The organism is Sphingorhabdus sp., from assembly GCF_044239665.1.
Taxonomy (GTDB): Bacteria; Pseudomonadota; Alphaproteobacteria; order Sphingomonadales; family Sphingomonadaceae; genus Sphingorhabdus_B.
The window spans coordinates 1-15,140 of the sequence record NZ_JBIIBA010000037.1; the positions used below are offsets into that span (position 1 = coordinate 1).

The window sequence follows — 15,140 nt, forward strand, 5'->3', positions numbered from 1 at the left end:
ACCACCGGTCGTTCGCTGGGAACAGGCGAAATCTGGCTCTACCATGTCTCGGGCGGCGCTGGCGTCTTGTTGGTCAAGCGGCCAAATGAGCAGCACCAGAAGGAACTGGGCGAGCCAATATTTGCGCCCGATGGTCGGCATATTTATTATACGCGCAACATCACGCCGGGCCCAATTTTCCAATATGCGCAGGATTCCAACGGCCAGATTTTCGATATTGAAAGCTATGACATCGAAACCGGCAAAACCGAAACAGCGGTATCAGGCGTGGGCGGATCGGTCCGCCCCACCCCTTCGCCCGACGGCCAGAAAATCGCCTTTGTTCGCCGCGAGCGGACGCAGTCCAAATTATATGTGAAGGACCTCAGCACGGGCGAAGAGCGCAAGATTTATGATGCGCTGGATCAAGATGTGCAAGAAACCTGGGCCGTTACCGGCGTCTATCCCAATATGGATTGGTCGCCCGATAGCAAGACCATCTATTTCTGGGCCGGCGGCAAGATCCGCAAGGTTGATTGGCCAAGCGGCGCGTCGAGCGTCATCCCGTTCCGCATTTCGGACACGCGCGATATGATTGACCCGCCGCTGCCGCAAATTGAAGTCGCGCCGACCAGCTTCGAAACCAAAATGCCGCGTGGTCCAGTTACCTCGCCAGATGGCCGGACTATCCTGTTCGAAACCATGGGCAAATTATGGGTCAAGTCCGCAGCCGGTGGCACGGCACGACGCCTGACCACGTCCGATACCGGCATGGAGGCCTATCCCACTTGGTCGCGCGACGGCAAAAGCATCGCTTATGTCCATTGGACCGATAAGGGCCTTGGCAACATCCACACCATCAGCGCAAGCGGCGGCACGCCCAAAAAGGCAACGGCGCAGCCCGGCCATTATGCCCGCCCGCGTTTCTCGCCCGATGGCAAGACGATCGTCTTTGAAAAGCAGGAAGGCGGCAGGCTAACCTCGCCCTTGCGTTCGGACCAACCGGGCATTTACCGTATGCCCGCGACGGGCGGGCCGGCGACGCGCGTCACCTCGGCGGGAACCACACCGCATTTCGGCGCGTCCAACGACCGGATGTTTTACACAGAATCGGGCGCGAACAAGCGCATGCTCGTCAGCGTGGATATGAACGGCGAAGCCAAGCGTAACCATGCCAGCGGCGAGCTGACCACGATTTACGAAGTGTCGCCCGATGGCAATAATTTCGCCTTCCGCCAAAATTACGAAGCCTTTGTCATGCCCCTTATGCCAGGCACGCAGGATGTGACCGCTTCGGCATCGGGCAGTGCGCTTCCCGTTGTAAAGGTCAGCAACGGCGGCGCGGATTATATGCATTGGAGCCGCAATGGCGACGCCTTGCATTGGGCAATTGGGCCGATGCTTTACGCGGCGGAGACCAATGCTTTCTATCCCAATGGCCCGTTGGCCAAGGACGCCAAGCCCGTCAAATTTGCCCCGCCGAAGGAAGGCGTATCGCTTTCCATCACGGTCAACTCCGACCGCCCAAGTGGCATCGTTGCCTTCACCGGCGCGCGCGTTGTCACCATGGCGGACAAGAGCGGCGGAATAATCGACAATGCCGTGATCTTGGTCGAAAATGACCGGATTAAGGCCGTTGGCAAAATGGGCGACTTCGCCATTCCTGCGGGCGCCAAGACCGTTGATGTCGCTGGCAAGACGATCATTCCCGGCCTTGTCGATGCCCATGCCCATGGCCCTTATGGCGTGGACGAAATGACGCCGCAGCAAAATTGGGTGAATATGCTCAACCTTGCCATGGGCATTACCACGCGCCATGACCCCTCAAGCAGCGCCGCCACCGTGTTCCCCGCGTTGGAGATGCAGCGGGCTGGCCTCTTGCTTGGACCACGCTCCTTCTCAACGGGCGAGATCGTTTATGGTGCCAAGGCCGCAGACGTCTACGCCGAAATCAACGGCCTGGATGATGCGCTGGCGCATGTCCGGCGGTTGAAAGCGCAAGGCGCGCACAGCGTCAAAAACTACAACCAGCCGCGCCGTGAACAGCGTCAGCAAGTGGTGGCCGCCGCACTGCAGGAGAATATGCGCTCGGTCGCCGAAGGGGGTTCGCTGTTCGGTATGGACATGAACCTGATCGCCGATGGCAACACCACGCTTGAGCATAATATCCCGCTCGACATCTTCTATGATGATGTGCTGCAATTCTACTCCAAGTCGAAAGTGGGTTATACGCCGACGCTTGTGGTGACCTATGGCGGCCCAGCGGGCGACCCTTATTGGCGGGCACACACCGATGTGTTCCGGCATCCATTAATGGCGAAGCATTATCCGCCGACCGAGCTTGCGGCCAATAATGCCCGCCGCGAAATTGCGCCGGAAGAGGATTATGTCGACGACAACAGCGCGCGGGAGGCACATAAGCTGGCCAAGCTGGGCGTTCCTGTCTCCATCGGCGCACATGGCCAAGAGGCGGGCATCGCCGCGCATTGGGAGCTTTGGTCCTTCGTCCGTGGCGGCATGTCCCCTGTTGAGGCGCTCGCCGCGGGCACCATCGAGTCTGCACGCTCGTTGGGCTATGACAAGGATGTGGGCTCCATCGCCGCAGGCAAGCTGGCTGATCTCGTCATCCTGGATGCCGACCCAAGCGTTGACATCCGCAATTCGGACAAGGTCGCAAAGGTCATGATCGGTGGCCGCCTATATGACGCAGCCACGCTGAACGAAGAGGTCACCGGAACACGCAAGCGACTGCCTTATTATTGGGAGTAAGCTTCGCCCGACGCGCAACATTTTCTGGCCCGGGTGCATAGTCCCGGGCTGGAAAATCATCTGCCAATCGCGGTCGCGCTTGTGAGTCGCGATGCGACGTGCAGCCCAATCATTTCAGGAGAAAAAGCCGACTCCACATTGCTGCAAAATGCAGTATAGAACAAAACATGAACATAAAGGCGATTCTACCAACAGCGGCTTTTCCTTCTGTGCATAGTGCATGGAAGCAATATCAGCCAAATGGGTCGCAATCCTTACTGCCCATTGGCACGCCCCAAGTCGACGAACGATTGCGCGGCGGCATCGCCCAAGCCGGGCTGCACGAATTTTTCGGCGGGGCAAAGGCCGATTCTTATGCCGCCGCCGCATTTGCGCTGCTGCTGGCATGGCGCTTGCCCGAAAGTGATGCGCGCATATTCTGGATAACAGGCGACAAGGAACGCCAGACGTCGGGGCGGCTCTATCCGCTTGGGTTATCGGCGATGGGCGGCAATCCTGCACAGATATTGCTGGTCCAAACCGCGGATTTGCGCGACGCCCTGCGGGCAGCAGCCGACACTATCCGGTCAAAGGCGGCGCGCGCGGTCATCTTGGAAACCCATGGCAATGCCCGTTTGGTGGACCTGACATCGACTCGGCGTCTGGCGCTCGCAGCGGCGGAAAGTGGCGTATTGGCGTTACTGGTGCGCGGCGATGCTGTGCCGATGCCCAGCGCGGCCAGCACACGCTGGCAGATATGTTCTGCGCCATCGGTGCCCTTAATGGGCAATGCGCCCGGCCTTCCAACCTTTGACCTCCGCCTTCTGCGCCATCGCGGCGGCACAGCACCCTTTGCGGCAAGAGTAACTTGGGATCATGCAACACGAAGCTTTTTTGACACGCCGCTATCTGGCGGTCTTTCTGCCCCTATTACCGACGCAGAGGCTGATCCGCAGCACAGGTTCCGCGCCTGACACGCCCTTTGCGATGGTCGAAAAGCAAAGCGGGGCGATGCGGCTCGCGGCCTGCGATTCGGCGGCGCTCGCGCTTGGCTTAAGCGCGGGCATGGCACTGGCCGATGCCCGTGCGCGCGTGCCTGATCTTGCGGTATTTGACCATGACCCGGCGGCGGACATCGCCTTGCTTGGCTGGCTGGCCGATGGGTGCGAACGCTATAGCCCGGCCTGCATGCTTGACCCGCCGCAAGGGCTGTTAATCGACATCACGGGCTGCACCTATCCCTTTGGCGGGGATGAGCTGCGCTTGGCCAAGGACCTGAAGCAACGCTTGCGCCGCCATGGCCTCACGGCCCAAATTGCCTTGGGCGCCACCCCTGACAGTGCGCGGGCCAAGGCAATTTATGCCAAATCGGCGATTCACGCTTTGCCCGTTGAGGCGTTGGATGCAGGCGCCAAGGTGCATCAGGCACTACGCCGTGCGGGCCTGAAAACATTGAAGGACTTGGCCTGCCGCCCGCGCAAACCCTTTGCCGCCCGCTTTGGCAAGGCGACCGTCGTCAAACTGGCGCGGCTATTGGAAGAAGAGGATGCGCGCATCACCCCGCGCCGCCATGTGCCCGTCATCACCGTCACGCAGAATTTTGCCGAACCCATATCGCGCACCCATGACGTTCTCGACACCATCGCGGCGCTGACCCACCAAGCCGCCGCGCAGTTGAATGACCGCAGCCAAGGTGGCCGCCGGTTTGAAGTCAGCCTGTTTCGCAGCGATGGCCATGTCGCGCGGCTCGCGGTCGACACAGGCGCGCCGACGCGCGACTCCGCCTTGTTGATGCGGTTGATCCGCGAACGGATTGACACGCTGTCGGACCCGCTTGACCCCGGCTTTGGATATGACCGCATGCAACTCAGCGTGCCGACGGCGGATATTTTGCTGCCATCGCAGGCGGGGTTGGAAACGAAAGTCGACAGGTCGGCGCAAACCGCCGCATTGATTGACCGGCTAAGCGCACGGCTGGGCCACGACCGCGTGCGCCATTTTGCAGAACGCAGCAGCCATATCCCGGAACGCGCCGCCGTCGAATGCGCGGCGCAATCCGGCCAGCCGCAAAAGGATTGGCCGCACGCGACTGAGGCCGAACCACCCATGCGCCCCTTTCGCTTGTTCGAAACGCCGCAACAGGTGGAGGCTTTGGCCTCCATTCCCGATGGCCCGCCGCGCCAGTTTCGTTGGCGCAAAAATCTGCACCATATTGTCGCCTATGAAGGGCCCGAACGTATTGCCGCCGAATGGTGGCGGCGCAAGGCGGGGCATGAACCGGGCAAAGGCGGGCCAACGCGCGATTATTACCGTGTGGAGGACAGTGAAGGGCGGCGGTTCTGGTTGTTTCGCCATGGCCTATATTCCGAAACCGACGCGCCCATTTGGTATCTGCACGGGCTGTTCGCATGACGCACGGCTTTGTCTATGCAGAGCTGGTTGCGGCAACCAATTATTCTTTCCTGCGCGGCGCGTCACATCCTGCCGAGATGGTGTTGCAGGCAGCAGCGCTTGGCTTGAACGCCATTGGTATAGCCGACCGGAACAGCGTGGCGGGCGTTGTCCGCGCATGGGTCGCGGTCAAAAAGGCAAAGGCCGAAAATGCGCTGCCGCAAAGCTTCCGTCTGGTCACGGGCAGCCGCTTGGTCTTTGCCGATGGCACGCCTGACATTGTTGTCTATCCCCAAAACCGCAAGGGTTGGGGGCGGCTGACACGGTTGCTGACGGTCGGCAATATGCGTTCCAACAAGGGCGGGTGCATATTGCACTTTGATGATCTGGCAGGATATTTGGAGGATTTGCTGCTGATCATATTGCCGCAGTCGACCGCCGAAGAGACCAACCCGCATAAAAATCCCCTCGCATATAGCCATGCCGATGGTGACGAGAAATTGCGTTTGGTGGAAACCACACCCGCCGATTTGGATGAAGTGCTGCTGCGGCTGGCAAAGCTTGCACCCGACAGGGTCTGGCTTGGGATAATGATGCATGGACGGGGCAAGGACCGACGCAGGCTGGAGGAACAGCGCGCCTTAGCCACGCAATGCGGGGTGCCGATCCTTGCCGTCAATGACGCGCTTTATGCCGATAGCGCCGCACGGCCATTGCATGATGTGCTGACCGCGATCCGCTTAGGCGTGTCAGTGGATCAGGCCGGAACCCGTTTGGAGGCGAATGCTGAACGCTATCTCAAATCACCCGCCGAAATAATGCGGCTGTTCGCCCACGCGCCCGAAGCGGTTGCAGAAAGCCAAAAGCTGCTCAACCAAATCGCATTTGACCTCAGCCAGTTGAAATATGAATATCCGCATGAGCCGGTGCCAGACGGGTGGGCGCCGCAGGACTGGCTGGAACATCTGGTGCGCAGCGAAGCCGAGCGGCGGCACCCCAATGGCCTGCCGCCCAAATGGGTCCGCGCGCTGGACGAAGAATTCACGTTGGTGCGCCAAAAAAATTACGCCTGCTATTTCCTGACGGTCCATGACATTGTCCAGTTTGCGCGGTCGCAAGACCCGCCGATCCTGTGTCAGGGTCGTGGCTCTGCCGCCAATTCGGTGATTTGCTATTTATTGGGCATCACATCGGTAGACCCTGTGGCCAACAATCTTTTATTCTCACGTTTTCTATCCGAAGAGCGTGACGAACCCCCGGATATTGACGTCGATTTCGAACATGAACGGCGTGAGGAGGTGATGCAATATGTCTATCGCCGGTTTAAGCGGCACCGCGCGGGCATTGCCGCGACGGTCATCCATTATCGCCCGCGCAGCACCGTGCGCGAGGTGGGCAAGGCCATTGGCCTGACCGAAGATGTCACCGCGCGGCTGGCGGGCACCGTCTGGGGCAGCTTTGGCAGGGACTTGCCCGAGGCGCGCTTGATTGAGGCAGGGTTTGACCCCGACAACCCGCAAATCGCCCGACTACATGCCTTTGTCGGCCAATTGCTCGATTTCCCCCGCCATTTGTCGCAACATGTCGGCGGCTATGTCCTCACCGAAAACCGTCTGGATGAAACCGTGCCGATCCACAATGGCGCGATGGCAGACCGGACCTTCATCGAATGGGACAAGGATGATATCGACGCGCTGAACCTATTGAAGGTTGATATCTTGGCATTGGGCATGCTGACCTGCATCCGCAAAAGCTTCGAAATGTTGCGGCAGACAGGCGGCGGAGATTACACCTTGGACAGCGTTCCAGCCGAAGACCCAGCGGTCTATGCCATGCTGCAAAAGGGCGACAGCATCGGCACATTCCAAGTCGAAAGCCGCGCGCAAATCAACATGCTACCGCGCCTAAAGCCCAAGGAATTTTACGACCTTGTCATCCAGATCGCGATTGTCCGCCCCGGCCCGATTGAGGGCGATATGGTTCACCCTTATTTACGGCGGCGCAATGGAGAGGAGAAGGTTGAATATCCCTCCCCCGCCCCGCCACATGACCCCCATGAGCTGCACGATATTTTGTACCGCACTTATGGTGTGCCCTTGTTTCAGGAACAGGCAATGAAGCTGGCGATGGTCGCCGCCGCATTTACGCCGGATGAGGCCAATGGCCTGCGCCGCGCAATGGCGACCTTCCGCAATTCGGGCACTATGCCGCAATATAAGGATAAGATGATCCATGGCATGGTGCAGCGCGGATATCAGCAGGATTTCGCCGAACGCTGCTACAAACAGATTGAAGGTTTTGGCAGCTATGGTTTTCCCGAAAGCCATGCCCAGGCCTTTGCCCATTTGGTCTATATTTCCTCTTGGTTGAAATGCCATCATCCGGCGATTTTTACCGCCGCCTTGCTCAATTCGCAGCCCATGGGTTTCTACGCGCCAGCGCAGCTTGTGCAGGATGCGCAGCGGCACAAGGTCGATGTCCGCACCATTGATGTCAATTTCAGCACTTGGGACAATAGCATCGAGGCCGGTGCCTTGCGGCTTGGTTTCCGGCAGATCAGCGGGTTCCAGCAAGATTGGGCTTTGGCCATTGCAGCCGCGCGGCCCTTTGCTTCGCTGGAAGAATTGGCGCGCAAGGCAAAATTGCCGCCCCGCGCCTTGCATATGCTGGCGGATGCCGATGCCGTGCGCTCGCTTGGCTTGGACCGGCGCGAAGGTGGCTGGGAAGCGCGGCGCACGCCGTCGGATGAATTGCCTTTATTTGCAGCGGCAGATGCACGGGAATTGGCGCAGGAGGCCGAAATCGCCTTGCCCATCATGCCCATCAGCGAACATGTCGCCGCCGATTATCACATGACGCGATTGTCGCTGAAGGGGCACCCGATGGCGTTCTTACGCGACCTGTTCGCCGCCGAGGGCATATCGACCTGCGCGCAGACCGATACAGCAAAGCATGGCACACGCGTTAAAACCGCCGGTGTTGTGCTGACACGGCAAAGGCCGGGGAAGGGCAATGCCATTTTCATCACGATTGAGGATGAAACCGGCGTCACCAATGCGTTACTGTGGTCGCGCCTGTTCGAACGGCAACGCCGCGCCGTCATGGCGGCACGGTTGATGGTGATTGAAGGGGAGGTGCAACGCAGCAAGGAGGGCGTGGTGCACCTGATGGCGACGACGATAACCGACCGATCGCATGAGTTGGAGCGCCTGTCGCATGACCATGATGCCAATGTGCCACTCAGCCGGTCGGACGAATTTGCCCAGCCTGTCTATCCGCGCCACGGCCATCCACGCAATGTCCGCCTTTTGCCCAAGTCACGGGATTTTCATTAGGGTCAGGCGGCGTCCTTGGCGGCGCGGCGTGCGGCGAGTTCTTCCACTGACACCGCCCGCATGAACGGGTTGGTGGCGCGTTCCAGCGCAATCGTCGTCGGCACCGTCGCCGCGCCACGTTCGCGATGGGCAATGACATCGGCCAGCCGCGCGGCAAGATCGGCATTGTCCGGTTCGACCGTCACCGCAAAGCGGGCATTGCTGAGCGTATATTCATGCGCGCAATAAATCGCGGTATTGTCGCCCAAAGCCTCCAGCTTACGCATATTGTCATACATTTGCGCTGCGGTGCCTTCGAACAATCGGCCACAGCCCATCGCGAATAAGGTATCGCCGACAAAGGCGGCTTGCGCGGTCGCGAAATGATACGCGATATGTCCAGCGGTATGGGCGGGCACATCAATCACGGTCGCGCGCACGTCACCCAACTGGACAACATCCCCGCCGCGCACATGCACATCCAAGGTCGGTATCCGCGTGGCTTCATCCGCAGGCCCCGTGATGACGCAGCCCGTCGCCGCCTTAATCTCTGCATTGCCGCCGACATGGTCGGGATGCCAATGCGTGTTCCAGATCTGCGTGATCGTCCAGCCGCGCTCTTCGGCTGCCGCCAAGACAGGGGCTGCCACCGCCGGATCGACCACGAGAGTCTCCCCGCTTTGCGCCTCATGCACCAGCCAGACATAATTGTCCGACAGCACAGGAATCCGAACAATCTCCAGCATATTCACCACGCCCCGACATTGGGCATGCTGACCCAAGGTTCCGCAGGTGGAAGATTACCGTCTTGCAGCAGCTCAATCGAAATGCCGTCGGGGGTCCGCACAAAGGCCATATGCCCGTCGCGTGGCGGGCGGTTAATCGTCACCCCTGCATCCATCAACCGCTGACAGGTCGCGTAAATATCATCAACGCGATAGGCCAAATGGCCAAAATTGCGTCCGCCGTCATATGCCTCCGGCGCGCTGCCATCTGCCGGGGGCCAGTTGTGCGTCAACTCCACCTCGGCAAGGCCCGCTTGGCCTGGTGCCGCCAAAAAGATCAATGTGAAGCGCCCGGCCTCACTGTCAAAACGGCGCACTTCCTCTAGCCCGATCAGCTTGAAAAAAGCGACCGTTGCATCGGGGTCGGTAACACGGATCATGCTGTGCAGATAGGTTATCGGCATTGTCATTCCATTCACAAAAGCGCGTTGTTTGCGACATAGCCATGAACCTTGGCCGCTGTCCATGCAAGGGGCACACGCAATCCGGCTATCTGGACTGAGGCTCGCTAGTCGGTGCAGGCGTCGCTGCCGCTAAAGCCGCAAGCTGTGCCGTTGCGGTCGCGGCCTGCCGACTATTGGGCCCGATCTTAATGGCCTGTTCCCATTGCTTGCGCGCGGTATCGTCGTCCCCTGCGGCAACCGCGATATTGCCTGCCTCCAACGCCACCGCCGGATCGCTGGGCAGCAACGCGGCAGAGGTTTGAATGAACGCCAGCGCATCGGGCAATTTGTTCAACCGCCGGGCCAAGGTCGCCGACAACAACCATGCCGCGCCATTTTCGGGCGCCAACTGCCGCGCCGTTGCCAAGGCGGCTTCGCCATCGGCGCTTTTGCCCAAAGCCACAAATGCCCGCGCACGGTCGACTTCGCTATCGGCGCGTTCATGATTGTCGAGAGACTTAGACGCCAGCGCCTTGCCGAGCGCGTCGATGGCGACATCTGGCTGCCCCGCCGCGATGGCCGCATTGCCCGCTTGTGCCCAGAAACGCGCAGCGCGGGGGTCGCCCTTGGCATCCGCCAACGTCGCCGCCTCGGTCAGCATAGGTACCGCAAGGTCAAATTTAAAATCGCTCGCCAGCGCAAAGCCATGGCAGGCGCGCGCAAGATAGCCGCCCTTTTGCTGCGCCCATAGACTCGCGCTAGATATCGCCGATGCAGGATCTTTGCTGGCGAGCGTCAGGCATTCGGTGAACTGCACCTCTTCCAAAGTCGGAAGCGGTTGCGCAGCGGGGGGCGCGGCCTGGAGGAGAAAGAGGGGAAAGAGAAACATGGGGAATCCTAAATATGGCAGTCACCCTGAACTTGTTTCAGGGACCATTGACCAACCTGAACTGCCGGTCGCGTGGCACGATGGATGCTGGAACGTCAGTCACCAGTGGTGAAACGAGTTCAGCATGACGGCTTAAATCCTAATGGACCTTGCCAGCTTACCAACAACATCAATCAGCAAAGCAATATCCTGATCCCGTGAAAGCCGGTGATCGCCATCCTTTACCAATATCGTCTGCACATCGGATGAACGAAGCGCATCTGCCAGCTTGAAGGACGTCTCCCACGGCACATCGGGGTCGCATTGCCCGTGGATCAACCGCACGGGGCAATCAATCGCAACCTCGCCCGCCAACTTTAAATTGGCTTGCCCCGATTGCCAAAAACCGCGCGTGATGACCATCGGGTCATAGCCATAATCGCTGGGCCGTTCGATGCGGCCATTGGCGGCGATGGTCGCGCGGTCGGCGGCATCAAAATCCCAGTCGGTGAAATCGGGGGCGGCGGCGATGCCGACCATCGCGGTGACTTGTTTCCCCAGCGCCTCGGCCACCAACAGCATGAGCCACCCGCCCATGGACGAACCAATCAAGATCAGCGGCCCAACGTTCGCCTCGGCCAGCACCGCCAGAACATCGTCGCGCCAGATATCGAGCGTGCCATCTTCAAACGCGCCCTCGCTCTCGCCGCAGCCGGAATAATCCAACCGAAGCATCGCCATACCTTGCGCTGCCGCCCAAGCGGCCAAAGCCTGCGCCTTGCCGCCTTGCATGTCCGATTTATATCCGGGCAAGAAAACCAAAGTTGGCCCACGCCCCGGCAAATGCCGATAGGCCAAGCGCACGCCATCGGCGCGCGTCACACATTGAGCAGCTGGTTCCAACAGCGTCAAATGACCCAGTCGACGGTCATCATTTGCGTGACATCCTGCCCCTTGGCCCGGCGTTGTTCGACCATGATATGGTTCAGGCGCTTCACCGTATCGCTGCCCGATGTGATGCACAGGCCGGGGATGACCGCATGCACCAGCGCCTTCATCCCGCCCCAAATCATCGCAAACCCAAAGCGGCTGGCAACGCCAAAATGCGCACCGTAACTTTCATCGACGCTTTTGGGATGATCGACAAACAGACGGTTGAACATATGGGTTTTCCTTATCGGATGCTGCGGTGGGCGATTGGCCTGAGTGTAACGTGATCGTTAGTTAAAATCAAAGCCCAAGCCCGATTTCGCTTTGCGATCCTGCGTGCACATAGTTTTCAGCTCGGTCCATTCTGACGGCGTCAGCGCTGGCTTGTAATTTTTGCCTTTCACCATGCTCTTTTCAAACGCGTCTTTGCGCGATGTCGAAAGCGGGTGGCTGGATAAATAGCCGGTAATGTCTGCATCGTCTTTTACCACGCCAGCACTGCCATCCAGCGCGGACAGCCGGTCAAAGAAGGACGCCGTGCCAACAGGCGAGATATTGGCGTTGCCCAGCGCCTGCATCGAATACGCATCGGCCTCCGCCTCGGCATTGCGGCTATAGCTCATCGCCAGCATATTGTTGACCACAGCGCCGCTGTTGCCGTCCACACCGCCCAGCGCCACCGCAAGCCCCATTTGCCGCAACAGCGCCTGCATCACATGTTTTTCGCGGACATGGCCGATTTCATGGGCCAAGACGCCCGCAACCTCATCGGGCGAGCGCGCTTGTTTCAGCAGGCCGTCGAACAAGATGACATTGCCGCCGGGCAGGGCCACCGCGTTCAGCATATCGATATTCGCCACCTCCACCCGCAAATCTTGCGGCGCATCATCAAGCGATGCGACCAGTTTTTGGAGCGCGGCATCGCCCGCTGGTGTCGCGCAAAAACGGCCGCCAAAATCACCCACCAATGCATCGCCCAAACGGTCGTCGACACTGTCGGGGATCAACGGGGCCAGCCACTGGGGGCTGAACAACACCACCGCAACGGCCGCTGCACTGGTCAGCGCAAAGGCAATCGCCGCCTTACCCAGCCCAAGCCGGTCCACCCAACTGCCATATCTGCGCGACGCAGGTAACAAAGCCATCAAGTCCGCCGGTATTGGCCCCGACGGCATCAACCGCCACCCATCATGGCCGTCAAGGCCATAGACATCGGTCTCCCCCTGCTTGGTCACATATGCGACATCGGCAAAGGCAAAGGGCCCGCTGCGCCATGCATTCTCCACCACATAAAATTGCGGACCAATGACTTCTACTTCGACATTGCGCTTAACCGCTTTTTGGCCGTCATAATGCGCGGCGGTGAAGAATGTGGACATGTGTTAGATCGCCCCCACGTCAAAGGCATCAAGCAAGCCTTCGCCATGTTTTTCCAATATGGTCTGGGACTGGGTCAGTTCCTCAATATTGATCTCGCCATAAGCTTCCATATGGTCGACGAAGAATTTCCAGTTGCGATAGGGCATGAAGATATAGCCAATGCCCAAGGTGCAGATGATGATCGCGATATTGCCCAAAAAGAACAAGATCCAGTCCACCGCGCGCGCGTTAAATTCAAATTCCAGCGTGTGCAACCGCAAGCCACCGACCGCCAGACGGAAATATTTGCTGTAGAATATTAACGCGACGAGCGGGATGAGGACGTATAACGACAGCAGCGCAACAACGGCGACGATAGCGCCGATCGCCATACCCGTGCCGGCCAAAGCGTCAGGCGTGCTACCCGAATGGGCCATGCTGAAGCCGAAAATCAAAGCCCCGACAAACAAGAGAAACGGCACGAGATAGAATAATAAATACCGCTTCATCAGCGGTGTCCATTGCGCGGTCGCGCTGAAACGGTGCGGGCCAAAGCTCATCGCGTTCCACCGGTCGTTCCACAAGGATATCATCGCCCATGGCGCCATCAGGAATATCGGCAGCCAACCAAGCACGGTTTTCCACATATAGGACAGCCCATATTGGAAACCGGGGTCATCACTGCCGCCGCGAATGCCGCGCCAATAAGTGCGGCTCAACCGATAGCGCAGCGCGCGGAAATAGGCGACGCCCGTCAGGTAGAATAATAAGACGAACATGGTAAGCGTCAGCAGTCCGGCCAATAGGGGCAAGCCCTGAAAAATCAGGCCCTGCGTCACCAATTGAATGACAATCAGCGGCAAGCCGATGAGCAAAAACACCATGATGAAGCCGATAAAAAGCTCCATCCCGCGGCCCGTCCATTCCAGACGTTCGTCGATGAAATCAGTCTTGCCCCACAAATATTCGCGCTCGCGCGTCGTCGCCCAAAAACGGTAAATGCCAAGTGTGACAATGGTCAGCAACAAATTGGGAAAGGCAATGCGCGCAAATTCCTGCCAGCTTCCGTGGAAGCGAAAGGCGCTATGCGGTTGTAATTGTTCGTCGTTCATCGATTTTTGCCCCCCATTTGCGATGCGCCAAACATGCGGGCAAAACGGATACTTTGTCAACAAAGGCTTTACTTTGAAGGAGATAGTGAGTCAGCTCTTATCCGCCGTCAAAACATGCAGGTAGCATCAGTGCTACGATAAGATTATTGTCTCGCCCAATAAAACATGACGGCGCCTTGTAAGGAGGGCCGAATTGTATCTCTGTTATGGTGACAAAAAAACCCAGCCATCATTAGACAGCTGGGTTAAGTTAAGAGCAATACAATATGCTCCGTGGGTCATTCAAGCAATGTCACCCGATTGAATCTCGTAATTACGTATCATCAACTTCCCATCTGCCGTTGGCGCGTTTGACCATAGCTATTCCGCAATAATGGCATTGCGAGATCGGATAACGTCCACCCACCTTTGCATGTTTGCGACTGCGGACGTGCGCGTTTCGGCTACAAAACAAGATGCGTCTTATGGCTTTGAGTATCATATTCCGATCCGCGCCTGCTTTCTCATTCGTGCATCATGCTCCCGTTCATGAATCAGTCGAAAATGCTAGTTTGACACGATGTTAGAACGCTTTACGAACTTTCATAATTGCCAAATACTGCGCAAGGCATCTGCACCGCAAGCAAATACTTTCACAATTGAAAATATTTTATATATTGTGCAATGATGAAGCGAAAAAGGGATAAGTGTCATGACTAGACCGCCACCACCCTCCTTTGTGCGATTGCTCAATATGCTTAATGCAATTAGGCAAATGTCACCCTTTGATACCTTAAATGGAGAAGAGGGTCTGCTGCTAGATGCACTTATCGTGAAATGGCACGAGCGTGATGATATCACAGTAAGCGAAGTGATGGCGGATGCACGCTTCGGTTCGCAGCCGACCGCTTATCGCAGAATAATTGCTCTGCGAGACAAGGGGCTAGTGTGTTTGCGCACCGACAGCAAAGATAAGCGTGTCAAATTCGTGGAACCAACGCAGCTCGCACGAGATTATATGGCGAGCATTAGTGAAAGCATCACCGCTCTTGGGCAATCTCCGCGAACTGTATGACGGCAAAGCTCAAAAATATATTGGGGTGGGTTCTACTTGTCATCGGCTTAGCGCTGGCATGGTATGGCTTGGCTTCAGCCAATGATTTTGTTTTTGAGGCATTATACCAACCTGCATTGATCACAACTCACTGGCCCATTTACGATGGCCGATGGTCATAATGCGCCAAGGCTGATCTATGAGTTTGTTCCACGCCTCGCAGCAGAGGTCGACGATA

The 15,140-nt window shown here is 58.1% G+C and carries 12 protein-coding genes; 5 read left to right on the forward strand and 7 right to left on the reverse strand.

From position 1 onward, the window contains the following. The 4 genes from ACILP3_RS09770 to ACILP3_RS09785 all read left to right on the forward strand — a co-directional run. Window positions 1-2,748, forward strand: a 2,748-nt coding sequence (locus ACILP3_RS09770; RefSeq protein ID WP_395616448.1) for an amidohydrolase family protein, incomplete at its 5' end; no start/stop codon positions are given. Between the two features lie 209 nt (window positions 2,749-2,957). Further along, window positions 2,958-3,701 (forward strand): ImuA family protein, encoded by a 744-nt coding sequence (locus tag ACILP3_RS09775; RefSeq protein WP_395616449.1) that lies wholly within the window; start codon window positions 2,958-2,960, stop codon window positions 3,699-3,701. Continuing rightward, window positions 3,604-5,139: a Y-family DNA polymerase gene (locus ACILP3_RS09780; RefSeq protein WP_395616450.1), complete on the forward strand. Its 1,536-nt coding sequence runs from the start codon at window positions 3,604-3,606 to the stop codon at window positions 5,137-5,139. The genes ACILP3_RS09775 and ACILP3_RS09780 overlap by 98 nt, the downstream gene beginning before the upstream one ends. Beyond that, window positions 5,136-8,453 (forward strand): error-prone DNA polymerase, encoded by a 3,318-nt coding sequence (locus ACILP3_RS09785; protein ID WP_395616451.1) that lies wholly within the window; start codon window positions 5,136-5,138, stop codon window positions 8,451-8,453. The genes ACILP3_RS09780 and ACILP3_RS09785 overlap by 4 nt, the downstream gene beginning before the upstream one ends. 2 nt (window positions 8,454-8,455) lie before the next feature. Here ACILP3_RS09785 and gloB read toward each other — a convergent pair whose 3' ends face one another. From gloB to ACILP3_RS09820, 7 genes are all read right to left on the reverse strand, one after another. Further along, window positions 8,456-9,178 (reverse strand): hydroxyacylglutathione hydrolase, encoded by a 723-nt coding sequence (gene gloB, locus ACILP3_RS09790; RefSeq protein ID WP_395616452.1) that lies wholly within the window; start codon window positions 9,176-9,178, stop codon window positions 8,456-8,458. Between the two features lie 2 nt (window positions 9,179-9,180). After that, entirely contained in the window at window positions 9,181-9,621 is a 441-nt protein-coding gene (locus tag ACILP3_RS09795) for a VOC family protein (RefSeq protein WP_395616458.1), read from the reverse strand. A gap of 85 nt (window positions 9,622-9,706) precedes the next feature. After that, on the reverse strand, window positions 9,707-10,489 hold the full coding sequence (locus ACILP3_RS09800) for a tetratricopeptide repeat protein (protein ID WP_395616453.1): 783 nt from the start codon (window positions 10,487-10,489) through the stop codon (window positions 9,707-9,709). Between the two features lie 132 nt (window positions 10,490-10,621). Then, window positions 10,622-11,374: an alpha/beta hydrolase gene (locus ACILP3_RS09805; RefSeq protein WP_395616459.1), complete on the reverse strand. Its 753-nt coding sequence runs from the start codon at window positions 11,372-11,374 to the stop codon at window positions 10,622-10,624. 2 nt (window positions 11,375-11,376) lie between these two features. Beyond that, window positions 11,377-11,631 (reverse strand): DUF6356 family protein, encoded by a 255-nt coding sequence (locus ACILP3_RS09810; RefSeq protein WP_395616454.1) that lies wholly within the window; start codon window positions 11,629-11,631, stop codon window positions 11,377-11,379. A gap of 57 nt (window positions 11,632-11,688) precedes the next feature. Next, window positions 11,689-12,777, reverse strand: a complete 1,089-nt coding sequence (locus ACILP3_RS09815; RefSeq protein WP_395616455.1) for a M48 family metallopeptidase — start codon at window positions 12,775-12,777, stop codon at window positions 11,689-11,691. Between the two features lie 3 nt (window positions 12,778-12,780). Next, on the reverse strand, window positions 12,781-13,869 hold the full coding sequence (locus ACILP3_RS09820) for a YjgN family protein (RefSeq protein ID WP_395616456.1): 1,089 nt from the start codon (window positions 13,867-13,869) through the stop codon (window positions 12,781-12,783). A gap of 754 nt (window positions 13,870-14,623) precedes the next feature. On the opposite strand from ACILP3_RS09820, the gene ACILP3_RS09825 reads away from it, so the two are divergent. Next, window positions 14,624-14,923, forward strand: a complete 300-nt coding sequence (locus ACILP3_RS09825) for a hypothetical protein (protein ID WP_395616457.1) — start codon at window positions 14,624-14,626, stop codon at window positions 14,921-14,923. The last annotated feature ends 217 nt before the right edge of the window (window positions 14,924-15,140 follow it).